The organism is Maricaulis salignorans (genome assembly GCF_900103475.1).
GTDB lineage: Bacteria > Pseudomonadota > Alphaproteobacteria > Caulobacterales > Maricaulaceae > Maricaulis > Maricaulis salignorans.
On record NZ_FNHG01000002.1, the window covers coordinates 175,392 to 200,111 of the forward strand.

The 24,720-nt window shown below is 63.3% G+C and carries 23 protein-coding genes; 8 read left to right on the forward strand and 15 right to left on the reverse strand.

Annotated features, from left to right (window positions below):
• Positions 1–2: 2 nt before the first annotated feature.
• The 5 genes from BLT42_RS02670 to chpT all read right to left on the reverse strand — a co-directional run bounded on the left by BLT42_RS02670 (position 3) and on the right by chpT (position 5,642).
• The gene (locus tag BLT42_RS02670; RefSeq protein WP_091766382.1) at positions 3–1,172 is read right to left on the reverse strand and encodes a protein-glutamate methylesterase/protein-glutamine glutaminase; all 1,170 of its coding nucleotides are present in this window, start codon (positions 1,170–1,172) and stop codon (positions 3–5) included.
• A 9-nt stretch (positions 1,173–1,181) separates the two neighbouring features.
• Entirely contained in the window at positions 1,182–1,556 is a 375-nt protein-coding gene (locus BLT42_RS02675) for a response regulator (protein ID WP_091766385.1), read from the reverse strand.
• 14 nt (positions 1,557–1,570) lie between these two features.
• Positions 1,571–2,053, reverse strand: a complete 483-nt coding sequence (locus tag BLT42_RS02680; protein WP_091766388.1) for a chemotaxis protein CheW — start codon at positions 2,051–2,053, stop codon at positions 1,571–1,573.
• Entirely contained in the window at positions 2,050–4,830 is a 2,781-nt protein-coding gene (locus BLT42_RS02685) for a hybrid sensor histidine kinase/response regulator (RefSeq protein ID WP_091766390.1), read from the reverse strand. The genes BLT42_RS02680 and BLT42_RS02685 overlap by 4 nt, the downstream gene beginning before the upstream one ends.
• Positions 4,831–4,970: 140 nt before the next feature.
• Positions 4,971–5,642, reverse strand: a complete 672-nt coding sequence (chpT, locus tag BLT42_RS02690; RefSeq protein WP_176780219.1) for a histidine phosphotransferase ChpT — start codon at positions 5,640–5,642, stop codon at positions 4,971–4,973.
• Between the two features lie 215 nt (positions 5,643–5,857).
• Between chpT and BLT42_RS02695 the strand changes: the two genes are divergently transcribed.
• The 5 genes from BLT42_RS02695 (at position 5,858) to BLT42_RS02715 (ending at position 9,875) form a co-directional block, all read left to right on the forward strand.
• Positions 5,858–7,342: a M23 family metallopeptidase gene (locus BLT42_RS02695; protein ID WP_091766393.1), complete on the forward strand. Its 1,485-nt coding sequence runs from the start codon at positions 5,858–5,860 to the stop codon at positions 7,340–7,342.
• 191 nt (positions 7,343–7,533) lie between these two features.
• A complete protein-coding gene (locus tag BLT42_RS02700; RefSeq protein WP_091766888.1) occupies positions 7,534–7,971 on the forward strand; it encodes a glyoxalase superfamily protein in 438 nt (145 codons plus the stop codon).
• 183 nt (positions 7,972–8,154) lie between these two features.
• Complete coding sequence (locus tag BLT42_RS02705; RefSeq protein WP_091766891.1) at positions 8,155–8,781, forward strand: TetR/AcrR family transcriptional regulator; 627 nt, start codon at positions 8,155–8,157, stop codon at positions 8,779–8,781.
• A gap of 19 nt (positions 8,782–8,800) precedes the next feature.
• On the forward strand, positions 8,801–9,415 hold the full coding sequence (locus tag BLT42_RS02710) for a dihydrofolate reductase family protein (protein WP_091766396.1): 615 nt from the start codon (positions 8,801–8,803) through the stop codon (positions 9,413–9,415).
• Between the two features lie 64 nt (positions 9,416–9,479).
• Complete coding sequence (locus tag BLT42_RS02715; protein WP_091766399.1) at positions 9,480–9,875, forward strand: DUF1428 domain-containing protein; 396 nt, start codon at positions 9,480–9,482, stop codon at positions 9,873–9,875.
• A gap of 244 nt (positions 9,876–10,119) precedes the next feature.
• Here the strand turns inward: BLT42_RS02715 and clpB are convergent, their stop codons facing one another.
• On the reverse strand, positions 10,120–12,729 hold the full coding sequence (gene clpB / locus BLT42_RS02720) for an ATP-dependent chaperone ClpB (protein ID WP_091766401.1): 2,610 nt from the start codon (positions 12,727–12,729) through the stop codon (positions 10,120–10,122).
• Positions 12,730–12,887: 158 nt separating this feature from the next.
• On the opposite strand from clpB, the gene BLT42_RS02725 reads away from it, so the two are divergent.
• Together BLT42_RS02725 and BLT42_RS02730 are read left to right on the forward strand one after the other, a co-directional pair.
• Positions 12,888–13,658: an MOSC domain-containing protein gene (locus BLT42_RS02725; protein ID WP_091766404.1), complete on the forward strand. Its 771-nt coding sequence runs from the start codon at positions 12,888–12,890 to the stop codon at positions 13,656–13,658.
• Positions 13,659–13,825: 167 nt separating this feature from the next.
• Positions 13,826–15,223 (forward strand): MATE family efflux transporter, encoded by a 1,398-nt coding sequence (locus BLT42_RS02730; RefSeq protein ID WP_091766407.1) that lies wholly within the window; start codon positions 13,826–13,828, stop codon positions 15,221–15,223.
• 74 nt (positions 15,224–15,297) lie between these two features.
• Here the strand turns inward: BLT42_RS02730 and BLT42_RS02735 are convergent, their stop codons facing one another.
• The 6 genes from BLT42_RS02735 to BLT42_RS02760 all read right to left on the reverse strand — a co-directional run bounded on the left by BLT42_RS02735 (position 15,298) and on the right by BLT42_RS02760 (position 20,961).
• Complete coding sequence (locus BLT42_RS02735; protein ID WP_091766410.1) at positions 15,298–16,143, reverse strand: DUF4167 domain-containing protein; 846 nt, start codon at positions 16,141–16,143, stop codon at positions 15,298–15,300.
• Positions 16,144–16,326: 183 nt separating this feature from the next.
• Positions 16,327–17,289, reverse strand: a complete 963-nt coding sequence (gene prmC, locus BLT42_RS02740) for a peptide chain release factor N(5)-glutamine methyltransferase (protein ID WP_233342274.1) — start codon at positions 17,287–17,289, stop codon at positions 16,327–16,329.
• On the reverse strand, positions 17,286–18,641 hold the full coding sequence (locus BLT42_RS02745; RefSeq protein ID WP_176780220.1) for an alpha/beta hydrolase family protein: 1,356 nt from the start codon (positions 18,639–18,641) through the stop codon (positions 17,286–17,288). Before BLT42_RS02745 ends, prmC begins: the two co-directional genes overlap by 4 nt.
• Before the next feature lie 88 nt (positions 18,642–18,729).
• Entirely contained in the window at positions 18,730–19,797 is a 1,068-nt protein-coding gene (prfA, locus tag BLT42_RS02750) for a peptide chain release factor 1 (RefSeq protein WP_091766417.1), read from the reverse strand.
• A 58-nt stretch (positions 19,798–19,855) separates the two neighbouring features.
• Positions 19,856–20,272, reverse strand: coding sequence for an MAPEG family protein (locus tag BLT42_RS02755; protein ID WP_091766420.1), 417 nt, complete (start codon positions 20,270–20,272; stop codon positions 19,856–19,858).
• 107 nt (positions 20,273–20,379) lie between these two features.
• Positions 20,380–20,961 (reverse strand): LOG family protein, encoded by a 582-nt coding sequence (locus BLT42_RS02760; RefSeq protein WP_091766897.1) that lies wholly within the window; start codon positions 20,959–20,961, stop codon positions 20,380–20,382.
• Positions 20,962–21,028: 67 nt separating this feature from the next.
• On the opposite strand from BLT42_RS02760, the gene BLT42_RS02765 reads away from it, so the two are divergent.
• Positions 21,029–22,129 carry a PDZ domain-containing protein gene (locus BLT42_RS02765; RefSeq protein ID WP_091766423.1) on the forward strand — a complete coding sequence of 367 codons (1,101 nt, stop codon included), beginning with the start codon at positions 21,029–21,031 and terminating at the stop codon, positions 22,127–22,129.
• On the opposite strand, the gene BLT42_RS02770 is transcribed toward BLT42_RS02765, so the two are convergent.
• Genes BLT42_RS02770 through ispG form a run of 3 tightly spaced genes read right to left on the reverse strand, consistent with a single transcriptional unit; the run spans position 22,098 to position 24,717 of the window.
• Positions 22,098–23,213, reverse strand: coding sequence for a threonine aldolase family protein (locus BLT42_RS02770; RefSeq protein WP_091766425.1), 1,116 nt, complete (start codon positions 23,211–23,213; stop codon positions 22,098–22,100). The genes BLT42_RS02765 and BLT42_RS02770 overlap by 32 nt on opposite strands.
• Positions 23,210–23,560 (reverse strand): ArsC/Spx/MgsR family protein, encoded by a 351-nt coding sequence (locus BLT42_RS02775; RefSeq protein WP_091766428.1) that lies wholly within the window; start codon positions 23,558–23,560, stop codon positions 23,210–23,212. The genes BLT42_RS02770 and BLT42_RS02775 overlap by 4 nt, the downstream gene beginning before the upstream one ends.
• On the reverse strand, positions 23,557–24,717 hold the full coding sequence (gene ispG / locus BLT42_RS02780) for a flavodoxin-dependent (E)-4-hydroxy-3-methylbut-2-enyl-diphosphate synthase (RefSeq protein WP_091766900.1): 1,161 nt from the start codon (positions 24,715–24,717) through the stop codon (positions 23,557–23,559). The genes BLT42_RS02775 and ispG overlap by 4 nt, the downstream gene beginning before the upstream one ends.
• Between the last annotated feature and the right edge of the window lie 3 nt (positions 24,718–24,720).

Below are 24,720 nucleotides of genomic sequence, written 5' to 3' on the forward strand. Positions count from 1 at the left end.
GCCTACATTCCACCCTTGGCGCGCCGGACGATGTCCGACCCGATTTCCGATAGCGGCAGTATCTGATCTGCCAGTCCGGCCTCGGCGACAGCGCCAGGCATGCCCCAGACGATGCTGCTCGCTTCGTCCTGGACGATTATGGTTCCACCCGTCGCGCGCAGGGCGCGCACACCTTCACGCCCGTCATGCCCCATCCCGGTGAGGATGACGCCAAGCGCACTCCCGCCCGTCGCTTCGGCGACAGAGGTGAAGAGCGGATCGACGGCAGGACGGCAGAAATTGATCGGCGGGCTCTGGTCAAGCGCGGCGTAATAGCCGCCGGCATCGCGCCGCACCGTAAAGTGAAAATCGCCGGGCGCGACATAGACATGTCCCGCCTGCAGCCGCTCGCCATGCTCGACCTCCTTGCAGGGCAGATTACTGGCCTTGGCCAGGTGCTCGGCGAGGATTTTGGTGAACAGGGCCGGCATGTGCTGGGCGATGACAATCGGGGCCGCAAGCCCGGCCGAGAATTTGCTGATCACAGTGCGCAGCGCTTCCGGACCACCGGTGCTGGACCCGATTGCAATAATCGAGGGCCGGCCGGTCGAACGCGGCGTTGTCCCGCGCGAAATCGGTGCGGAGGCTACGGGGCTGAAGGCGCGCTTGGCCAATGGCGGCGGCGCCGCACCGGGCGTGCTGCGCGCGGCTGGCGCTGCTGTACCGGGAGCCGGGCTCGCCGGTCGCGACACTTTGGGCCGCGGGGCCAGCGCCTTGAGCTTGGCAAGGAGATCACGGCGGAACTCCTCGGCCCCGGCCAGACGGCCTGCCTGGGGTTTCGGCGCGTAGTCTGCCGCTCCCATGGACAAGGCGCGGATCGTCACCTCACCGCCGCGGCGGGTCAGGGTCGAGGCCATCACGATGCGGCAATTGGGAACGGTCTTCAGCAGAATGGGCAAGGCCGCGAGGCCATCCATCTTGGGCATTTCGACGTCAAGAATGATGAGGTCGGGGCGCAGCTCTTCAGCTTTGCGGATTCCCTGCTCGCCATCCGTGGCCGAGCCCACGAGGACAAGATCGGGATCTTCCTCGATCCAGCGTGTCATGAGACCGCGGGCGACCGCGGAGTCGTCAATAACGAGGACACGTGCCATGCCGTGGTCAGCAGCCATTTTGGGGGCGAGCTCTGTCATCAGCCTCCCCTATGACGCTCGCAACAGGCCGGTTTGCTGGAATTTGGAGGCGATGATGTCGCCATCGAACGGCTTCATGACATACTCGTCGGCACCGGCGCGCAGTGCCTCGGTGATGTGAGCCATATCATTCTCGGTCGTGCAGAAGACCACGATCGGACGATCGCCCGTTTCCTCGCGGCGCAGCGCCTTGACGAAGTCCAGCCCGTTCATGATGGGCATATTCCAGTCCAGAAGGATCGCATCGGGCATTTGTTCCCGGCACTTTTCCAGTGCTTCCGCACCGTCGCCGGCTTCAACACACGCAAATTCAAGTTCTTCCAGAATTCGGCGGGCGACTTTCCGGATCACGCGCGAATCGTCGACGACGAGACAGGTCTTCATACGCTTGCCCTTCCCTAGGCGGCTTCGCTTTTGACCGTTGTGCCGATAACGGCCGACACATCGAGAACCGCGAGCAATTCTTTTTCGAGGCGGTGAACCCCCTTCACCATCGAACGCCAACGGGCGTCGACATGCGCGGGAACGGGCTCCAGTTCTGCACGCGGTCGCCGCAGAACTTCACCGACAGAATCCACAATAAGTCCAAAGATTTCGCTACCGCGTTCCACGCCAAGCGCCATCCCCGCATCATCGGCATCACGCGGCGGCAAACCGAGGCGACGGCGGGCGTCAATCGCGGTCACGATGCGGCCGCGCAGATTGAGCAGACCGGCCACTTCAAGCGGCGCCAGCGGTACGGCGGTGACCGATTGTGGCGCGAAGACCTCGCGGATTGAATTGACCGGCGCGCCAAACAGCTGGTCGCCAATGCGCACCGAGACGTATTCAATCATGGCGTCAGCAGCCAGTTCCGATGATTCGTCGTAATGGTCGGTCATGCCACCTTCTCCTCATGGGACGCTTCATCCAGCGCCGCAATCAACGCCCCCCGGTCCGAACGCGGCAGCACCATGGTGAGGCCTTCGGCTTTGGTATCTTCAGGCCAGTCGGTGACGGCGAGCGCCGGCAGATTGGCCCACATGCCCTGGGCCCGGATTTTCTCGAGCGCGGCGGGATCGCCGACCAGGGCGTCGAATTGTTCTCCGGCCTCCGCAATCGCGAGAACCTCATGCATGCCGCCCGTCGGAGTGACGTCATAACCGGCTGCGGCGAGCAGAGGTGCGATCATGCGGCGCGCAAAGGCGTCAGCGTCGACGAGCAGGACCCGGCGGCGGCGCTTCGAGCTGCGGCGCTGGATATTGCCGGCCTGGGCCTGTTCGAGATGCCAGGCGATGTCGACCACATCGGTCGCCTTGCCCTTGATAATGGCGGAACCGATGATGCCCGGCTTGTCGGAGCGCATTTGCAGATCGACACGTTCCTCGACGACATCGACAATCTGGTCGACGGCGAGACCGATGGCGCCATGGCCCTCAGAAAAGACCAGAACCGGCTGACGCTGACCCTGCATGGCGCCGATCTGGCCGCCCAGCGGCACGATCGGCATCAGGCGCCCGCGATATTGCACCACGAGCCGTCCATTGGTGGTCTCGATTGCATCCGGCTGGAATTCCTCGAGCCGGGTGACCAGTGCCAGCGGCACCGCCTTCGGCTCGGCGCCACCGGCGCGAACCAGCAGCAGGCGCTGCGTATTCTGTGTCTCGGCAGCGGCGGCCGCGCTGGCGTCGTAATGGGCTTCATCTTCCATGCTCGACACGATTTCTCCGGCCAGGCCGTTGGGATCGAGGATCATGATGACGGTGCCGTCGCCCAGAATTGTGGCGCCGGAATAGGCACCGACGCTGCGCAGCGAATCCGACAGGGGTTTGACGACGATTTCTTCGGTATCCAGCACATTGTCGACGATCAGGCCGACATTGCGACCGCCCGCATCGAGCACGACGACGAAGCCGGTATCAACCTTGCCTTCGGGCTTCGCCTCGCCGGCAGCCTGGCTGACACCGAGGACTTCCTGCAGGTCGACCAGCGGCATGAGCCGGTCGCGCAGGCGCATCACACGGGCGCCGCTGAGGGATTCGATGGCGTGTTCGGAACCGGCGCCGACACGGACCAGCTCACGAACGGCCAGTTGCGGGATGGCAAAGCGCTGTTTGTGGCTGCCGATGATCAGGGCCGAGACAATCGCCAGGGTCAGCGGGATCTTGATCTTGAAATGGCTGCCCTTGCCGGTGGTCGAAGTGACATCGACGACGCCGCCAATCTGTTCGATATTATTGCGGACCACATCCATGCCGACACCGCGGCCGGACAAATTGGTCACTTTCGCGGCCGTGGAGAATCCTGGCGCGAAGATGAAGCGATGGATCTGCTGCTCGGTCATCGCGGCGAGCTCTTCATGGGTGGTGAGACCCTTTTCGAGCGCCTTTTCACCAATGCGAGCCGTGTTCAGTCCCATGCCATCATCGGCGATGGAGATGATGATATGGCCACCTTCATGGAAGGCTTTAAGCGTAATGGTGCCCTTCTCCGACTTGCCGGCCTTGATCCGGTCAGCCGGCATTTCCAGGCCGTGATCAGCGGAATTGCGCACCATATGGGTGAGCGGATCCTTGATCAGTTCCAGCACCTGGCGGTCGAGCTCGGTATCGCTGCCATCCATCACCAGCTCGATCTTCTTGCCGAGATCAGTGGAGACGTCGCGAATAATACGCGGCAGTTTGCGCCAGGCATCGCCGATCGGCTGCATCCGGGTCTTCATGACCCCGTCCTGCAACTCGCCGGTGACGGCGGACAGGCGCTGTAGCGGCACTTTGAGGTCTTCGTCCTCAAGACCGCGAATGGTCTGCATCAACTGGTTCCGCGTCAGAACCAGTTCGGACACCGTCGTCATCAAGGCATCGAGGACATCGACGCCGACCCGCACGGTCTGTTGCATGCGCGGCGCGCCATCGCCGCCCATAATGTGATCATCAGCACCCTTGAGCTCTGCGACGGCGGTCTGCAGGGCTTCGGTCGTGCTCATATCCGGGGTAATCGCGGCCGGCGCCATGCCGGCTGCCGGCTCGGCGGAATTGAATGCGGCCTCAAGTTCGGCCACGGATACCTCGCCGGGGCGTAGTTCGCGGCCCAGTTCCGGATCGAAATCGCCAACGCCGAGATGCTCGGCAGCGGGCTCGTCATCAACTTGCGGGACGTCGACTTCAGCGTCGGTATTCAGAAAGGCCGCTTCGAGATCAGCAAGGGAGACTTCGCCCGGGCGCAATTCGCGGCCGAGATCGGCGTCCCAGCCCTCAGGCACGGTTTCGGCCGGCGCGTCAGGCTCGACGGCTTCGACGACACGGCCCTGGGAGGCGTCTTCAAGACGGCCGATCAGTTCGCTGTCTTCGCCAGCGGGTTCATTGCCCGTCTCTTCGATATTGTGAAGGATGACCTTGATCTGATCGATCGATTCCAGGACCAGGGTGACCATCGGCGGCGAAACAGCCAGATCGCCATCCCGGAATTTTCCGAGCAGGGTTTCACCGGCATGCGCGACAGCCTCAAGGCGCGGCAGACCGAGGAAGCCACACGTCCCCTTCACCGTGTGCAGGAGCCGGAAAATATTGTCGAGAATAGCCCGGTCTTCCGGATTGTTTTCGAAACGGACCAGCTCCGCATCAATGACATCAAGGCTTTCGCCAGTCTCCGTCAGGAATTCACTGATCAGATCGTCCATTGCCAACCTCTTGCCGTCGATATGCCTGTCAGGGCGTGATTTGACGGTAAGTTGACACGAGCTTGGTTAACGGACTGTTGGTACAGGTCCGTGGAAATCCAGTCTTCACTTCATAGCTTATTACCAGCTTTTACAGCTGGTCAGCCGAGCGTTGAGGGGTGCGGCTGGATCAGGGCGACGAACTCGACCCGTTCCTCGCTGGCATGGGCGCTGACACGTCCGCCGGCATTGCGCGCAATCAGGCCCGCAAAATAGGGCTGGATCGAGCGGCCATCATAGCCGGTTTCGGGGGCCTGTCCCTCGAGCGCCACGACAGCGTCGGCATTGAGCCGTGCCCGTGGGCCTTCCGCGACGATGCGGATGCGGGCACCGCCACCGGTTTCAGTGGCCTCGACGGTCACCTTGCCGCCGCGCGGTACAGATTCAACTGCGAGGATGCAGAGATTCATCAACAGGCGTGAGGGTGTCTTCTCGAGTCCTGGCGTTTCGACCTTCCAGACGATTTCCGGCTTGGACGCCGAAAACATCGCCTCTGTAAGGCGCTGCAGCTCGCGCGTGTCGAGTGTTGCCGGTGCCGAACCGCCCGCGCCATAGGCGAGGCGGGCAAATTCCAGCTTGGCCTGGGCCTGGCGCGAACTGTCGCGCACCAGGTCCATTGCATCTTCATGCATGTCGGCGGAGCTTTCATCGTCGAGCACGCTGAGTGCCGCGCCGAGTGCGGACACCGGGCTGACTAGATCATGACAAAGCCGCGCGCAGAGCAGTGCGGCTAATTGGTCGGCGGCCATTTCGGCGGGGCGTTGTTCTTGCATCGGGCAATCGATACACGATTCTCTCGCTCGCCGACCCGGTTTCGCAGCACAAATCCAATCGAGGCGTGGAAAGGACTTGGCAACCGAATGCGTCCAAGACATGATTCGGGCGGGTTATGGGGCCCGGGCGAGAAGTGCGGATGCACTTTGCACCGGTGCAAGACTTGCTTGAGATGACGCGTGATGGAACGAAGCTTCGGAGTGTCCACATAACCATGCCCGGATTTGATGTAACCCAAGCCGATGAACGCCGTGCCCGCGGCCTGGTCGTATGCGCCAGCCTGGTGCTCTCGGCCGGCCTGCTCGCCGCCCTGATGACGTCGAAGGACACGCGCAGCGACGCCGCCGGCCTGGCCGCGCCCGCCGCTGCTGTGGCTGTGCTGGACGTCAATGCCGCCGCCCTTGAAATCGACGCCGTGACGGACACAACCGTGCTGCGCGCCGACAGGACGACGCCGGCGGTGCCACTTCACCCGGCCCTGCTCGATACCAATGCCTTTACCTCCTGCACCCGCTGCCCGGTCCATCTCCAGGTCGAGCGCGTTGTGCCCCGTGGTGGCACACTGGCTGGCCTGCTCGACGATGCCGGGGTCGATCCCACTGACGCCGTCAAGGCAATCCGCGCGCTGAACCAGGTCTATGACCTGCGCTATCTGCGCGCTGGCCAGAGCCTCAACCTCTATCTCGAGACCGAACCGGATGCGGCGATCGAAGCCGATGAGGAGACCCAGAGCCGTCTGCGGCTGAGCGGCATCTCTTTCCGCCCGGATGTCGAACGCTCCATCACAGTGGCGCGTGTCAGCGGCGATGAATACCGCACACGTGAGACCATTGCCGAGTTTGAACGCCAGATCGTGCGCTCCTCCGGCTCCATCACCTCCTCGCTCTATGTCGACGCGCTCAATGCCGGTGCCACCGACCGCATCGTGGTCGAGCTGGCTGGCGTGCTCGCCTATGCGATCGACTTCCAGCGCTCGATCCAGCCCGGCGACGGTTTCGACATATTGTTCGAGCGCTTCGTCAATGAAGAGGGCCAGACCGCCCGCACCGGCGATATCCTCTATGCCCGCTATGAGGGCCGCGGCGACCCGAAGGAATTCTTCCGCTTCGAGACGTCCGATGGCGGCATTGGCTATTACAGTGCCGAAGGTGCGAGCGCCCAGCGCCTGCTGATGCTGACCCCGATCAATGGTGCCCGCCTCTCCTCCTCCTTCGGTCGCCGGCGTCACCCGATCCTGGGCTATACCCGCGCCCATAACGGCACCGATTTCGCCGCCCCGACCGGCACGCCGATCTTCGCCGCCGGCAATGGCGTCGTCGAACGCGCCAACCGCTTCGGCAGCTTTGGCAATTACGTCCGGATCCGCCACGCCAATGGCTTCGAAACCGCCTATGCCCATCTCAACGGCTTTGCCCGCGGCCTCCGCGCCGGCAGCCGGGTCACCCAGGGCCAGGTCATCGCCTATGTCGGCACCACGGGCCGCTCCACCGGGCCGCACCTGCATTACGAGGTTCATCAGAACGGCCGTCCGGTCAATCCGATGACGCTCGACCTGCCGACCGGCCGCCAGCTAACCGATGCTGACATGCCGGCCTTCATCGCCGAGCGCGACCGTATCATCGCGATCCGCAACGACGCCCGGCCGGCCAATGCAACTGAAACGCCCTTGATGGCGGATTCCAGTAGCGGCGCGCGCTAACCCGTCTCTTGACTTGATCCCCGTGGCGCGGCAAAAGCCGCGCCACGGGTCTGGAGATGCCCGCCGCTCGCAGGCGCAAGCCGTGGTGAAATCTCCGATATGACCTCATCCGTCGACCCAGTGTCATGCGATGTGATGGCAATGCGAGCCCCGTCCGAAATACGCATGCAGTCACTGAGACAGGCGACGACATGTCCATTATCCAGACCCTCCCCGCGCTTGAGGTCCTCAAGGCCCAGGCCAAACGCTTGCGCCAGAGCCTGACGGCCGAGGGCAATTTCATCTCCCACAGCGAAGCGCTCGAATTGCTGGCCCACCAGCATGGCTATCGCGACTGGAACACGCTCCACGCAGCCGCCGGCAATCGCCCGGCCAGCCCGCTGACGCTCGGGGCCCATATCACCGGCCGCTATCTCGGCCAGCCCTTCAAGGGCGAGATCATCGCCCTGGCCCAGCTCAATCACGGAAGCCATTACCGGCTCACCGTGGAGTTCGACGAACCGGTCGATGTGGTCACGTTCGACAGCTTCTCGGCTTTCCGAAAACGCGTGAATTGCACCGTGGGCGCCGATGGCCGCTCGCCGGCGCTGACTGGAGATGGCGAGCCGCAGATGGCGATTGCGGTTTAGGGGGGCCTTCCAAACCCACCACACACAAGCTTCCCCGGAGGCGCGCAGCGAATTCCGGGGAAGTAAATTATTGTATTTGCTGGATCATAGGCCCTGCGCGCGGCCACAGCCCCCACGCGCCATTGCCGCGAATTGACTCAATACCAACTAGTTGGTATGTTCGGCGAAACCGGAAAGGGCGAGATGTCAAAACCAGCGACAAAACAGGATGCCAGGGCGAAATTGCTTGATGCGGCGCTGTCGGTGATCCGGACCAGGGGCTATTCGGCGACCACGGTCGATGCACTCTGTGCGGCCGCCGGCGTCACCAAGGGCGCCTTCTTCCACCATTTCAAGAGCAAGGACGAACTCGCCATCGCGGCGGCGGAGCATTGGTCACAGATCACCGGCACCCTGTTTGCCGATGCGGCCTATCACGACCCTGCCGACCCGCTGGACCGCGTCCTCGCCTATCTCGAGTTTCGCAAGGCCCTCCTGCAAGGCGATCTGCCTGATTTCACCTGTCTGGTCGGCACCATGGTGCAGGAAACCTATCAGACCGCGCCCGCCATCCGCGAGGCCTGCGAGCGCAGCATCGCCGGCCACGCCGAGACACTGGAAGCCGATATCGAGGCGGCCAGAGTCGAGCGCGGCATGAAACCCGAATGGACAGCGAAATCGCTCGCCCTGCACACCCAGGCCGTCATCCAGGGCGGCTTCATCCTCGCAAAAGCCACTGGGGCAGCAGCGATCGCTGCCGACAGTATCGACCATCTGCGCCGCTACATCGAAATGCTGTTCAGCGCCCCAGCAAGGCAATCACCCCGGTAGCCGGGAAAGGAGACAGACTGTGAGACACATTAAAATCATCGAGCACATCTCGCTCGACGGCGTGATCCAGGCACCTGGTGGGCCGGGCGAAGATTACGAAGGCGGGTTCGAACATGGCGGCTGGGCCTTCCCGCATTTCGATCCGGCCATTGGCGAGGCGATCGACGCGGCGCAGGGCGGGGGCTTCGACCTTCTGCTCGGCCGGCGCACCTATGATATTTTCGCAAACTACTGGCCAAACCAGACCGGCCCGATGGCCGACACGCTCAATGGCGCCAGGAAGTTCGTCGCCACGCACAGGCCAGACAGCCTCGACTGGGGACCGGCCAAAGCGCTCGGCGCGGATATCATTGAAGGCATTGCACGCGTCAAGGCAGCGTCCGGCCCCGATCTGATCGTCTGGGGCAGTTCGACCCTGACACCGCTCCTGATCGAACAGGGGCTGGCGGACGAGGTCCTGCTCCTCGTCTTTCCTGTCCTGCTTGGAACGGGCAAGCGCTTGTTCTCGGACAGGGTCGCACCGAGCGAGCTCGGCCTGGTCGATACGAAGACAGCAGCGTCCGGCGTGATCATCAGCACTTACAAACCAGCTGGTGCCCTGCGGACGGGGAGCTTCGCCGATGCTGCGGATTGAGTCCGTTTTTGATCAAGCTTCGCGAGCACCGGAGGCGATGCTCGCCAATTGAGGGAGACTTGAAATGAGCTATATCGACGGATTCGTGATCGCCGTGCCGACCACGAACAAGCAGAAATTCATTGATCATGCCAATTTCGCCAACGGCGTCTTCATGGAACTTGGTGCCCTGCGGGTGATGGAATGCTGGGGCGATGATACGCCAGACGGGAAGGTCACCGATTTCCGCAAGGCCGTGCAGGCGAAGCCGGACGAGACCGTCGTCTTCTCCTGGATCGAATGGCCCGACAAGACGACACGCGATGCCGGCATGGCGAAAATGATGGAGTGGATGGAGAATCCCGAAACCGGCGACCCGCGCATGGATCCGGTGCGCAATCCGATGCCCTTCGACGGCAAGCGGATGGTTTTTGGCGGGTTTTCGCCGGTGGTGGAGCTGCCAAGCCGCGACAAAGGCTGATCCGACCGGGCGCCGGTGGAAGCCGCCTCTCCCTCGCAGCCAAACCAAACCGTTGTCATTCCGGACGAATGCCCGGACGCGGCTACGATCCGGGCGCAGATTCGGGATGACAACGTTATTGTTTTTATGGAGATTTGCGGGCGCACGCGCGGGCACACCCCGCCAGAGAACCTACGCGGACAAAAAAGCGGCCGGAAAGCACATCGCTCTCCGGCCGTTCTCTATTCAAGTCTCCGCAGAGCCGTTAATTCACCACAGCCTTCAATGGCCGCTTCTCACCAATGGCGATGCCATTGATGGTCAGCACGCCGGCTTCGCTGGAGACCACGATATTCTCGCCGTCCTTGATTGTGCCTTCCAGCAGCATACGGGCGAGCGGGTCTTGCAGGTCTTTCTGGATCACGCGCTTCAAGGGGCGGGCCCCGTAGGCGGGGTCATAGCCCTTGGCGGCAATCCAGTCGCGGGCTGACGCGTCGAGATCGATCGTCATGCGGCGATCGGCCAGGAGTTTTTCCAGACGCTTCATCTGGATATCGACAATGGCGCCCATATCCTCGCGAGCGAGCTTGTTGAACAGGACGATCTCATCGACCCGGTTGAGGAATTCCGGACGGAAATGCAGGCGCACGGCCTCCATCACCATTTCGCGGGCATCCTCGGAATTCTCGACGGCCTGCAGATGTTCGGCCCCGAGATTGGAGGTCATGATGATGATCGTATTGCGGAAATCGACCGTGCGGCCCTGCCCGTCGGTGAGACGGCCATCATCGAGAACTTGCAGCAGCACGTTGAAGACATCCGGGTGCGCCTTCTCGATCTCATCGAGCAGGATCACCTGATAGGGCCGGCGGCGCACGGCTTCGGTGAGCGCACCGCCCTCCTCATAACCGACATAGCCCGGAGGCGCGCCGATCATGCGGGAGACGGAGTGCTTCTCCATATATTCCGACATATCCATGCGGGTGACCGCGTGTTCATCGTCGAACAGGAAGGCGGCCAGCGCCTTGGTCAGCTCGGTCTTGCCAACACCCGTGGGCCCGAGGAACATGAAGGAGCCGATCGGACGGGCTGGATCCTTCAAGCCCGCGCGCGCGCGGCGCACCGCATCGGAGACCGCTTCCAGCGCCGTTTCCTGGCCGACGACGCGGCCATGCAGGGCTTCTTCCATGCGCAGCAGCTTGTCGCGCTCGCCTTCGAGCATTTTGTCGACCGGCACACCGGTCCAGCGTGAGACGATCTGGGCGATCTGCTCGTCATCGACGACTTCCTGCATGGTCTGCTCACCGTCATCACTGCTGGTCTCGGCAAGGGCCAGACGGCTCTCAAGATCAGGCAATTGGCCGTATTTGATCTCCGAAGCCCGGCCAAGATCACCGCGCCGTTCGGCATCGGCCAGCTCGGCACGGGCGTGCTCGATCGATTCCTTGAGCGTCGTCGCACCGGCCAGTTTCGCCTTCTCGGCGCGCCAGGTCGCGGTCAGCTCGGCCGAGCGCGATTCCAGCTCCGCCACTTCCTTGGTGATCGCGGCCAGGCGTTCCTTGGAGGCCTCGTCGGACTCCTTTTTCATCGCTTCGGCTTCGATCTTGAGCTGGATCGCCCGGCGATCAATCTCGTCGAGCTCTTCCGGCTTGCTGTCGATCTGCATGCGCAGACGGGCCGAGGCCTCGTCCATCAGATCGATCGCCTTGTCGGGCAAAAAGCGGTTGGTGATGTAGCGATTGGACAGGTTGGCGGCAGCGACAATGGCGCTGTCGGCAATGCGCACGCCATGGTGCACCTCGTATTTTTCCTTCAACCCGCGCAGGATGGAGACCGTGTCTTCCACGGTCGGCTCCTCGACCATGACCGGCTGGAAACGCCGCGCCAGGGCCGCGTCCTTTTCGACATGCTTGCGGTATTCGTCCAGCGTCGTCGCGCCGATACAGTGCAGTTCACCGCGTGCCAGGGCAGGCTTCAGGAGATTGGACGCATCCATGGCGCCATCGCCCTTGCCGGCACCGACCAGTGTGTGCATCTCGTCGATGAAGAGAATGATCTGGCCATTGGCGGCCGTGACTTCATTGAGCACGGATTTGAGGCGTTCCTCAAACTCGCCGCGGAATTTCGCACCGGCAATCAGGCCGCCCATATCGAGCGCCAGCAGGCGTTTTTCCTTGAGGCTTTCAGGCACATCGCCATTGACGATGCGCAGGGCCAGGCCCTCGGCGATGGCCGTCTTGCCGACGCCGGGCTCACCGATCAGGACCGGGTTATTCTTGGTCCGGCGCGACAAGACCTGGATGGCACGGCGAATTTCCTCGTCGCGACCGATCACCGGGTCGAGCTTGCCTTCGCGCGCCACCTCCGTGAGGTCGCGGGCGTATTTCTTCAACGCTTCATAGGTGTCTTCCGACGACGCGCTGTCAGCGGTGCGGCCCTGGCGCAGATCATTGATCGCGGTGTTCAGGCCCTGCGGCGTAACACCGGCAGCTTTGAGAATATCGAAGGCCTTGGTGCCGGTTTGCAGGCTGAGCGCCTGAAGCAGGCGCTCGGCGGTGACGTATTCATCGCCGGCCTTGGTCGCCGCCGTCTGCGCCGCATCAAACAGCTTGGCTGTGGGTGGGGCCATATAGAGCTTGCCCTCGCCGCCCTCGACCTTGGGCAGGGCGCCCAGAGCCTGGGTGACACCATCGATCACCTGATGCGCGCTGCCGCCAGCAGATTTGATGAGATTGGTCGCCAGGCCAGCCGTATCGTCAAGCAGCGCCTTGAGCACGTGCTCGGGCGTAAATTGCTGATGGCCGGCCTTGATGGCCAATGTCTGGGCGCCCTGAACGATGGTCTTGGCGCGGTCTGTGTATTTGTCGAATTCCATGTCGATCCCCCGGGAAAGGCGAGATAGGGTGCGCTCCGACGCCTTAAGAAAGCGCGTCGAAATCGCGGCTTGATCGGCATGTAGGTGTTGCACATGCGTCACACAAGAGGCCCAGCCGCGACAGATTGACCATGCTTCCGTGAGGGTTTCTTTCGACCATGCCGCAGCTTACCGCACTTACCCGCTTTCCGGTCAAAGGATTCGGGCCCGACCGCCTCGACCGCGCCGACCTGAAACCCGGCCACACGCTGCCTTTCGACCGCGCCTGGGCGATCGAGAATGGACCGGGCGATTTCGATCCGGCCCATCCGGCGCATGTGAAGAAGAAGCATTTCCTGATGCTGGCCGGCCAGACCGATCTGGCGCAGCTGCAAACCCGTTGCGACACGGCCGGGCGCGGCTTCACCACACGCTGGCCCGATGGCGAGTCGATCACCGTCGCGCTGGACGATGCCGCCAGCCATGGCCCGCTGTTTGCCCGGCTTGAAACCCTGCTCGGCGAACAGGTGCGCGGTGCGCTCAGATTCGCCCATATCCCCGGCCAGGCCCTGACCGATATTCCATATCCGCATGTCTCGCTCATCAATGCCGCCTCCGTGCGCGACCTTGAGACGCGCACCGGCCACGCCATCGACCCCATACGCTTTCGCGGCAATCTCCTGATCGACGGCGTGGAGCCCTGGGCCGAGTTCGACTGGCTTGGACGCGATATCCGGATCGGCGATGTCAAATTGCGCGGCCAAAGCCGGATCCGCCGCTGCGTCGCCACCAGCATCAATCCCGACACAGCCCGGCGCGACATAGATCTGCCGGCGGCGCTGATGGCGCATTACGGGCATGCCGATTGCGGGATCTACATGAGTGTCGAGACAAGTGGTGCCGTCACGATCGGGGATGGCGTCGAGCTGCCGGGGCCTGGGCAAGCTTGACGCCCTGCGCCCGGCGCAGTATCCAGCGCGCCGGTCCCCGGTTGCCCGCCGCTCGCAGACTTCGGTCGTGGTGAATTTCCGGACGTTGATTTTTCTCCTCCCGGCGCAATCGCTGCGGTGGCAATGCGAGCCCCATCCTCCAAGCTTCGCGCCCTGGAGTTGATGACATGAGCAATACCTATACCCACGGCCCGCTTGGGCCGCTTTTTGTGCGCACGGCACTTCCAATCATTTTCCTGATGGCGATGAATGGTCTGCTGACCGTTGTCGATGCGATCTTTCTCGGCGTCTTTGTCGGCGCCGATGCGCTCAGCGCAGTGACGCTGATGTTCCCGCTCTTCATGCTGATAGTGGCCCTCTCCACTCTGGTCGCCAACGGCATGGCCTCGGTGCTGGCCCGGCATCTCGGCGCCGGTGCGATCAAGCGAGCGCGCGCCGAATTCGTCGGCGCCCACGGGCTTTCACTGATCGCCTGCCTGGTCCTGGTCGTGCTGTTTCTTGCCGGCGCCCGACCGCTGACCCTGGCGGCGGCAAACGGCTCGGAGACACTGGCCCGGATGGGGTATGTCTATCTGAGCATCGCCGTCTTCAGCTCGCCGATCGCCTTTGCACTGGCCGTGCAATCCACCGCACTGCGGGTCGAGGGCAAGGTCGGACTGATGGCGATGGCCGGGCTGCTGGTGACGCTGGCCAATCTGGCGCTCAATTATGTGCTGATCGCCGTAATGGGACTCGGTGTGGCGGGTTCGGCGCTGGGAACGGCCATCGCCCAGGCCATCGCCCTGCTGGTGATCCTGGGATTCCGCATGGGCAAGACCTCGCCCCTGCGCCTCGCCGGCCTCGACTGGTCCCGCCTCGGCACCGGCTGGCCGGGATTTCTGGCGCTGGGTGCACCGCAAAGCCTGTCATTTGTCGGCCTGTCGCTCGGATCCGGCGCCGTGATCCTCATGTTGCAAACTGTCGACACCGGTCACTACGACACCACCGTCGCGGCTTATGGCATCGTGATGCGGATTCTCTCCTTCGCCTTCCTGGTTCTGATGGGACTGAGCCAGGCCCTGCAAGCGATCGTCGGCAATAATTACGGTGCAGGCCTGTGGCAGCGCTCGGACCGGATTCTGGTGATCGCCCTGGTGTGTGGCCTGATCTACACCGCCGGAGCCGAGGTGGTACTGATCAGCCTGCGCGATCAATGGGGCGGGATGTTCGTCAATGACCCGGCGGTGGCCGCGGACGTGGCGCGCATCCTGCCAATGATGGTCGCGCTCTACGCGCTCGCCGGCCCGCAAACCATGATCTCGACCTATTTCCAGGCGGTCGGGGATGCGCCGCGCGCCGCGATTCTCGGGCTGGGGCGGACCTATCTCTTCGTCCTGCCCCTGACGCTGACCCTGCCGCTGGTATTCGGCGAGACAGGTATCTGGATGGTCAATGCGACAGCGGAATGCCTGATGCTCGGTGTGACCGCTGCGGTCCTGTATCGCAATGCAAGCCAGACCGGCGCCAGCTGGGGCCTGTTCCACGGTCACAAGCAGGCACCGCAACCCGTCAGCCCGGCCGCATAGAAAACCGGCCGAATAGAAAAAGGGACCCGCTGCTGCAAGCAACGGGCCCCTCATTTCATTCGATCACGTCGCGATCAGGCCGCGTCGCTCTCCGAGCCACCGCCATCAGACGGGTCGCTCTTTGGCTTGGCGCGAGAGGCCCGAGGCGCGCGGGGCGCCTTGGCCGGCTTGGCCTCTTCGGCGGCCGGCGCTGCCGGTGCGGCACCGGTTTCACCCTCATCGCTGCGCGGACGGCGTGGACGACGGGCGCGCCGTGGCGGTTCGTCATCGCTTGCAGCGTCCGGCGCGGCTGGCGCGGCGCTCGACGGTGTGACCGGCGCGTGGATTGGATGATGATTGCTCGCGGGCGGCTGGGCCTGCGGTTGCGACTGAGCTTGTGGCTGGGCTTCACCTTCCGGCGTCACAACATTGAGCGGATCGCTCTGCGGCTGCTCATGCCGTGGCTGGCGCGGCTGACGCCCCCGGCGAGGCTCACGATTGCGGTTCTGGTTGCCGTCGCGATTCTGGTCACGATTGCCATCGCGATTGCCGTCCCGGTTCCCGTTATTCTGGTCGCGATTATTATTGTTGTCGCGCTCTTCAACCCGGTCACTGAAACGCTCATAGCCGTCATCAGCCACATCATCATCGTCATTCTCGACCTGGTCGTCAGGCCCGGAATCACGGCGTGGCTGGTTGGCCTGGATGAGGCGGAAATAATGCTCGGCGTGCTGGTAGAGATTCTCGGCTCGCACGCGGTCGCCCGCCAGCATCGCATCGCGCGCCAGTTGAACGTATTTGTCAAAAATCTGGGGAGCATTGCCACGGATTTTGACTTCCGGACCATTGCTCTCATAGCTGCGATTGGAAGGATTGCTCGGCTTCCGCCCACGGCCGCGTTGGCGCTTATTATCGCCCGCCCCTGTTTTCCAGCGATTCATATCTGACAATGTGACCTTGTTGTTCAGTTGCAGGGGCGTGATCTTGCACCCTGATGAAACGATTGATCTTGATTGGCCGGAGCAAAACAGGCGGTGGATCCGACCGCGCTAGGCCCCAAAAAGTGGCACGCCCCGCCTGTTGTCGTAAAACCTAGCCTGCGGCGAAACGCTTTCCAAGCGATTTTAACCGTTATGCAAAACGGCCCGCCCGAGCACAACACGATCATGCCCCGACAGGTCAGGCAGGCATTCCAGCGCCGTCAGACCGGCCGCTCCGGCCAATCCCAGAACCGGTTCGGCCTGATCGAAGCCGATCTCCAGGGCAAAACAGCCACCGGGCCTGAGCAGGCGCGGCAGATCGGCAATGATGGCGCGATAGGCATCGAGACCGTCCGCGCCGCCATCAAGCGCCAGGGCGGGTTCATGATCGCGCACTTCGGGCTCGAGCCCGGCCAGCACCTCGCGCACGATATAGGGCGGATTCGACACGACCAGATCAAAGCTGTGACCGCGCAGGCTCTCGCCCCAGCGCCCCCGGGCCAGTTGCGCCCGCGCCGTCAGCGCGCACGCATCGATATTGTGTTGCGCCACGGCCAGGGCCGCCGGCGACAGATCAACCCCCTGCCCCGTCCAGGCCGGGCGTTCGCTGAGCAGGGCCGCCAGGATCGCGCCGGAACCGGTGCCGAGATCAAGCATATGCAGAGGCTCGTCCGCGCAACGCGCCAACACCGCCTCGACCAGCGCTTCGGTATCGGCGCGCGGCGTCAGGACATCGCCGGTGACCTTCAGGTCCAGCGTCCAGAAAGGCTTGCTTCCGAGGACCTGTGACAGCGGCACGCGCTGCAGACGCAAGGCGGCCAGATCAGCCAGGCGGGTCGCATTCTGCCAGGACCACAAGGCCGCATCGGCCAACGCCTGGGCGAGGCTGACGGGTTCCAGGACATGAGCGATCAGGAAGCGGGCATCATCATCGGCCTCGTCGATCCCGGCTGCACGCAAGGCCGCAATGAGGTGACGGCGAATCCCGGCCAGATCCATCCCCTGCCAGGCCTGAACCAGTGCAAAGCCGGGCCGGCTGGCCTGGTCGGCCGCGTGGGATTGCACCGCCGCTTCGAAGGCGGCCCCGGAAGCCGGGTCCTTGGTCACGGCTCTTGCACCACCGGTTCAGGAAGACGGGCATCGCCATAGGGGCCTTCAAGCCGGCCATTGCGGGCCCAGTCGCCCAGCAGCCGGAAATAGCCCTCCGCATAGCGCGTCGATTCCCGGCCCGCCCCGGTTTCAACGAATTCGAGAATACCGTGACCGGTATTTGCGAACTCGACCAGGTCGATGTTCCGGCCTTCAGCGATCAGCTGGTGCAGGATATCGCGCGTCGCATCTGGCGGCGCCTCGCGGTCCTGCCCGGCGAGCACCCACAAGACCGGCACCTCGACCTGGTTCATCACCGCTGTGGAATCATGTCCCCAGCTGGTGCCGGCATCGAAGAAGTTGCGATAGACAAATTTGAAGGCGGTCACACCGGCATCCAGCATCTGACCGGAATATTCGCCCTCAATGGCCCGGAACCAGTCTTCATCACCCCATTGCTGTTTCAGCCGGACAAAATCCTCTCGCCCGTCAGTAAAGCCCGAGGCCATCAGGCGTCCGGTGACATCGGTAACCTGTGCGGCCCTTGCCAGCACCTCATCATCATAGCCGGCCGCGCGCAGTTCGAGCTGGACTTCCGAGGCGTCCTCATCGGTCGGGGCCACCATCATGCCGAAACTGACCATGACGAAGTCGGCATCACTCATTGTCGCCGCGAGGGGGGCAACCCAGCCACCCTGGCTGCCGCCAAACAGGCCGACACGGCCGGCGCGCGGCCCCGCCAGTTCGCGGGCGCGCTGCAAGGCCATGGCGGCATCGCCGGCCAGTGCCTGGAAATCCTGCGAGTATTCGCCCCCGGAGGCGCCGGTGCCGCGCTTGTCATAGACAAAAATGCCCACGCCCTGCGCCGGCATGATGCGCTGGGCATAGGCCCAATCGAGGGCCGAATCGCGCTCCGATCCATGCACCCAGACCGCGATCGGGACCGGCTGCGTGCCTTGCGGCAGGACCAGGCGCCCGGCGAGCGTCAGCCCGTCGCTTTCAAATTCGGTGTCGATAATGTCCAGCGGGATGCGTTCGGCGACGCCGTCATAGCCGTCGAGGCCTTCAATGGTGAGACTTGTCGTGCCGCATTCACCGAGGTCGAAACGGGCCGGATCGGCCTGATCGGTCCAGCCGGTGGTGCCTGACCAGAGACCATCCTCGCCCGCAGAAATACGGCCGACCTGACCATCGAGGGCGCGCCAGCGCAAATCCGCGCCAGCCACCGGGGCGATATCAATGATCGAACCGGATGCGGTCTGATAGACGCCGACATGGCAGATCGCTGCCGGATCCAGCGCCTCATTGCCGGAACAGGCCGTGAGCAGCCCCGCAACGCCAAGCGCCAAAACAAAACCGGACTTCAACATGGGCATCTCCAACCTTGCCGGATCTGAAAGGCCCGGGACATCACAGGAGCGTGGCCTCGCGACCCCGTCAACCGGGACGCGGCGCGCCTCAATCCTCCAGGGCCGCCAGACGGGCGGCCTGGTCTTCGGCGATCAGGGCGGAGACGACTTCATCAAGCCCGTCGCCCGCAACGATCTCGTCGAGCTTGTAGAGGGTGAGATTGATGCGGTGATCGGAGACCCGGCCCTGCGGGTAATTATAAGTGCGGATCCGCTCGGAGCGATCGCCGGACCCGATCTGGCCCTTGCGCTCGGCGGCGCGCTCGGCATTCGCGGCCTCCCGCTGCATGTCATAGAGCTTGGCTTTGAGCAATTCGATCGCCTTGGCCCGGTTCTGGTGCTGTGACTTCTCCTGGCAGACCACCGCGATACCGGTTGGCAAATGCGTCATGCGCACGGCTGAATCGGTCTTGTTGACGTGCTGGCCGCCCGCGCCCGAGGCGCGCATCGTATCGACGCGGATCTCGGACATATTAAGCTCGATATCGATATCTTCCGGCTGCGGCATGATCGCCACCGTCGCAGCGGATGTGTGGATCCGACCCTGGCTTTCCGTCGCCGGCACGCGCTGGACCCGGTGCACGCCGCTCTCGAATTTCAACCGTCCGAACACGCCATTGCCCGAGATCGAGGCGATGACTTCCTTATAGCCGCCATGATCGCCTTCCGAGGCCGAAGCCAGCTCCCAGCTCCAGCCCTGAAGCTGGGCATAGCGCTCATACATGCGATAGAGATCGCCCGCGAACAGGGCCGCCTCATCGCCGCCCGTGCCGGCGCGGATTTCGATCAGCGCATTGGCCGCGTCATCCTTGTCCTTGGGCAGGAGCGCCAGGCTCATCTCGAGCTCGAGCGCGGGAAGGGTTTCCTTCAGCTCGTAAAATTCCTCACGCGCCAGGTCCGCCATCTCCGCATCACCGCTCTCCATCATCTCGGCAAGTTCGTCGAGCTCGGTGCGGGCGGCGCGCAGGGCCTTGGCCTTTTCCGCGACCGGCCGCAACTCGGCATGCTCCTTCGAGAGTTTGACGATTTCGGTTGAGTCGGAGGCAGCGCCGAGCCGCGCCTCGACCTGGTCGAAGCGATCAATGACTTGCGCGAGTCTGGAAGCGGGAGTGTGCATGCCGCTCGGTTAGCACCTGACGCTGTTCTTGCAAATGCCGCGCGGCTGTTTGCCGCCGCTAGAAGAGCGCCAGCACGGCCCTCACCGCCATAACGATCAGCACGAGGGTCGAGCTGATAAAGACGAAGAAGCGCACAGGGATGAAGTTCCACAAGGCCTGGATCAGACTGTGCAGAACGCGCAGCGCGACATAGCCCCAGGCGAGCCCGATCATCAAGGGATCGGCCAGACCGACCAGGTGGCAATAGACCACCAGGGCGTAGAAAATCGTCGGCTGTTCATGCAGGTGATTATAGTTGTCGGCGATGCGGCGGACCTCGATCGGGAGGACATCCATCTCGCTTTTCGACTTCATCCTGGCGGCATTGATGCCCGCCTTCTGCATGGCCGGAATGCGGGTGGCATACATCCACAGCCACATGACAAAGGTCCAGACGATCATCGCCAGCACAGGCGTCAGAATAGTCTCATACATCTTGATATCCTCAGATTGTTCGCGGTGAGACTAGACCGGTTACAATCCGTGATGCGACAGCTTTCTTGTCCTGCATAGCTTTCATACACTCATGACTGGCGGCGCTGTCAGGTCTGGAGCGTCTTCAGCCGGATATCCCCCGGCGGCGCCTCATAGCCACGAAAGGCCTCGAGCAGATCGTCGATCCGGTCGGCGACCATCAGGGAGGCGCGGTGATCGGGGGCGAGGAAATTCTGGTCGGCCATCTTGTCGAGGAAGGCCACAAGATCATCATAATAGCCATGAACATTGAGGAGGCCGACAGGTTTGCGGTGCTGACCCAATTGGCCCCAGGTCCATATCTCGAACAATTCCTCCATCGTGCCAATGCCTCCCGGCAGGGCGATGAAGGCGTCCGACAAATGCGCCATTTTTGCCTTGCGGGCATGCATGGACTGCACGACGTAGAGCTCGGTCAAATCCAGATGTGCAATTTCCTTGAGGGCGAGGAATTCGGGGATGACGCCGATCACCCGACCACCGGCTTCGAGGGCGGCATCGGCGACTTCGCCCATCAGCCCGACCTGGCCACCGCCATAAACGATATCGAGCCCGGCCGCCGCCAGGCGTGTTCCGACTGCGCGGGCTGCTGTCACAAACTCAGGATCCCGGCCCGGATTGGAGCCGCAATACACGCAAATCGATTTCATCGGCTGCATTCCCCCTTGGCGGCACCGGTGACCCGGGTAAATTGTCCGGCAGGTTCGGAGTTTTGGTGTGTCGATCCATCACGCATTGCTGGCCATCGCAAGTTTCCTGAGCATTGGCAGCGCCGCAAGCGCCGCCGACCCGGTTGTCATACCCACCGTCATCTGCCGCGGCTATTTTCTGATACCGATCACGCTCGCGCCGCGCGAGGGCTATCCGGCCGACCGCACACTCTGGTTCCTGCACGATACCGGCGCGTCTTCCTCCTATGTCGACCCTGACAGTATCGAGCGCGTCAGCGGCATCCGGCTCGGCGCGCGCGATCGCGCCAATATCCGCGACGCCCAGGCCGGCCCGGTCGCGATCAATCGCCTGCAGGCCCGCGTCGGGCAGCTCGACCACCTCGCCCGCGCCCTGGGACATCCGATCGACGGCATCCTCTCCTTCGGAGCGTTCAGCGATTACCTGCTGACCCTCGATTACGAGAATGGCGAGATGCGACTGGAGGAAGGACGGTTGCCTCAGCCCGATGGCGAAACCGTGTTCAACGCGGACGGTCCTGACTATCGCCCATGGATGGTGGTGGAGTTTCCGGATCGCCGCCGCCGGATGCTGATTGATAGTGGCGCCGCCATGACCAGTCTCGCTGTACGCCGGATCGATCTCTACGACACCTTCGAGCCGCCGCGTCCGACCGGCGCCTCGATGCGCCTGCGCGAGGTTGAGGAGCGATCCGGCGCCCGCTCGCGCCTGAATGCCCGCATCGGTCGAAACCAGCTGATCACACCAACCCTGCAATCCACGCCCGGGACCGAATTGATCGGCGGCGAGGTAATGCGCCATTTCACCTGGACGTTCGACCAGGCGACCGAACGGGTGCGCATGGTGCGCCATCACCCCGAAACCCCGATCACCTTCGAGCCGGACTATGATCATGGCATGGTGTTCGAACCGCACCCGCTGGGTTATCGGGTCGGATCAGTGATTGCCGACACGCCCGCCAGTCGCGGCGGGATACAGGCGGGCGATATCGTCACCGGCTTCAATGGAGATTCGCTCGATGTGCGCGGCTGCGACGGACCGCCGCCGGACAATACGCTCGTGGTCAGCCTGATCCGCAATGGCCAGGCGATGACCCTCACTCTGGTTTTGTTTGCCCTGGTCGAATAGCGGCGGCGACATGGCCGGCGAGCACCGTGACGGCATCAACCAGCCGCGCATCGGGCAGGCCCAGCAGGTATTCACCGGCCGTGATTTCCAGCGCGCAGACCGGCGCGTCCTCCAGATCCCAGAAGCGATTGCCGAGCCAGACGCCAGTTTGCCGCGCCGCGTCGTCGCGAGCCCGTTCCGCCGTTGACGCGTCACACGGCAGGCGAAGATGGAACATATTTACCTGCGGCGGGTCCGGCGTGACGGTCACGCCCTCAATCCCGGTCAGGGCCGCAGCCAGATTACGGGCCCGCTTGACCAGAGCCGGCATCAGCTCAAGGCGCCGGTCGAGCAGACGCAGCGCGTCAGGCACCATGGGCGCCGGTGAAATGATCCGTCCGCCGAACCGCGCCAGCCAGAGCCGCGCCTCGGCGATGAAATCGGCATCGCCGGCGAGAACCGCGCCGCCCGCCGCGCCGATATCCTTGTAGAGCGAGACATAAACCGAGGCGAAGCCCTCGCAGATTTCGCCATAGCTGCGGTCATCATAGAAAGGCCGGGTCGACCAAATTCGGGCACCATCAAGGTGCATCGGCAGATTTAGCGCCTGGCCGCGCACCTTGATCGCGTCCAGCGCACCCCACACTGGCAGGGCGCCGCCATTATGGCGCTGCGGCAACTCGATGAAAGCGCAGGCGGCACCGGGCTGAAGGTCATCAGCGGCGAGCGGTGACGACCACTCACCGATCAGCGTCGCGTCGAGCCCATGGGCAAAATGATAACCCTGCTCCTCATGCAATTCGAGATGCGAGGTCGGGTGAAGCTGGATCCTGTTCCGGCCGGTGCGAGCGGCGTGGATGCGCGCGGCGATTCCCTGGGCCATGGTTCCGGTGGGGCACCACATCGCTGCCGGCTTGCCGAGCAGACCGGCGATTTTCGCTTCCAGCGCGGCAACCATCGGGCCGCCGAGATACATCTCGGTCGCAAACCCTTCGCGATCCATGTAATCGGCGACGGCGCGCAGATGATCCGCAGCCGTTTCGGCACCATGATGCGGGAAACCCAGGCTGATATCGCAGCCGGCCCGGAGCCCGGCATCAATCACGCTGCTGCGCCCAACACCGCCGCGCGCACGGCCGCGCTCCAGCCCACATACAATTCATCACCGCTTTCGATCACAGGCCGTTTGACCAGGGTCGGGTTGGCGATCAACAGGGCGGCCGGCTCGGCATCGGCGAGTTGCTGCTCCTGCAGCGAGAGGCCGCGCCAGGTGGTCGAGCGGGTATTGAGCAGCGCCTTGGCACCGGCCAGCTTCACCCAGAGCGGCACCCGCGTCATCAAATCGGCGTCGCCGCGAATATCGACGAAGCGGTGCTCAAGCCCGGCGGCCGAGATTTCCCTCAGCGCCAGCTTGCAGGTGTCGCAGTTTTTCAGGCCATAGAGCGTGATCATTGCGCCGCCGTCTCCGCCGCTTCGCGTTCGGCCCGCAGGAGCTCGGCCCGCGCCTCGACCAGATCAACGATGTGCTCGACCATGTCTTCATTGGACGTGTTGTGATCCGGCTTGCCGGAGACATACATCTTGCCGCGGCCGGCACCGCCGCCGGTGAAGCCGAGATCGGTCATCAACGCTTCGCCCGGCCCGTTGACGACACAGCCGATGATGGAGAGCGAAATCGGTTCGGAGACATGCGCCAGCCGTGCCTCCAGGGTTTCCACTGTGCGGATGACATCGAAGCCCTGCCGCGCGCAGGACGGGCAGGCAATGATATTGACGCCGCGCGTGCGCAGCCCCAGCGATTTGAGAATATCGAAACCGACGCGCACCTCTTCCTCGGGCTCGGCCGAGAGCGAGACGCGGATGGTGTCACCAATGCCGGCCCAGAGCAGCGAGCCGATCCCGATCGAGGACTTCACCGTACCAATCCGGGTACCGCCCGCTTCAGTGACGCCGAGATGCAAGGGCGCATCGGTGGCTTCGGAGAGTTGCTGATAGGCCGCGACCGTCATGAAGGTGTCAGAGGATTTGACCGAAATCTTGTAGTCGTGGAAATCGAGATCATCGAGGATGCGGGCATGCTCGAGTGCGCTTTCGACCATCGCATCGGGGCAGGGCTCGCCGTATTTTTCCAGAAGATGCTTTTCAAGCGAGCCGGCATTGACGCCGATCCGGATGGCACAGCCATGATCGCGTGCCGCCTGAACGACATCGCGCACCCGGTCCATCGAACCGATATTACCCGGATTGATACGCAGGCAGGCCGCGCCGGCCTTGGCCGCCTCGATCCCGCGCTTGTAGTGAAAATGGATGTCCGCGATCAGCGGCACACTGGACGCCTGGACAATGGTCTTGAGCGCCGCGGTCGAGGCTTCGTCGGGACAGGAAACCCGCACGATATCGACCCCGGCCTCCTCGCAGCGCCGGATCTGGCCAATCGTGGCGTTGGCATCCGAGGTCAGCGTATTGGTCATGGTCTGGACGCTGATCGGGGCATCGCCACCGATCTCCAGTTTTCCAACCCGGATCGTGCGGCTCTTGCGCCGGTCGATCATGCGCCAGGGGCGCACGGAACGGGGATCGTGGGCACGTTCAGGGATGATGACAGACATGGC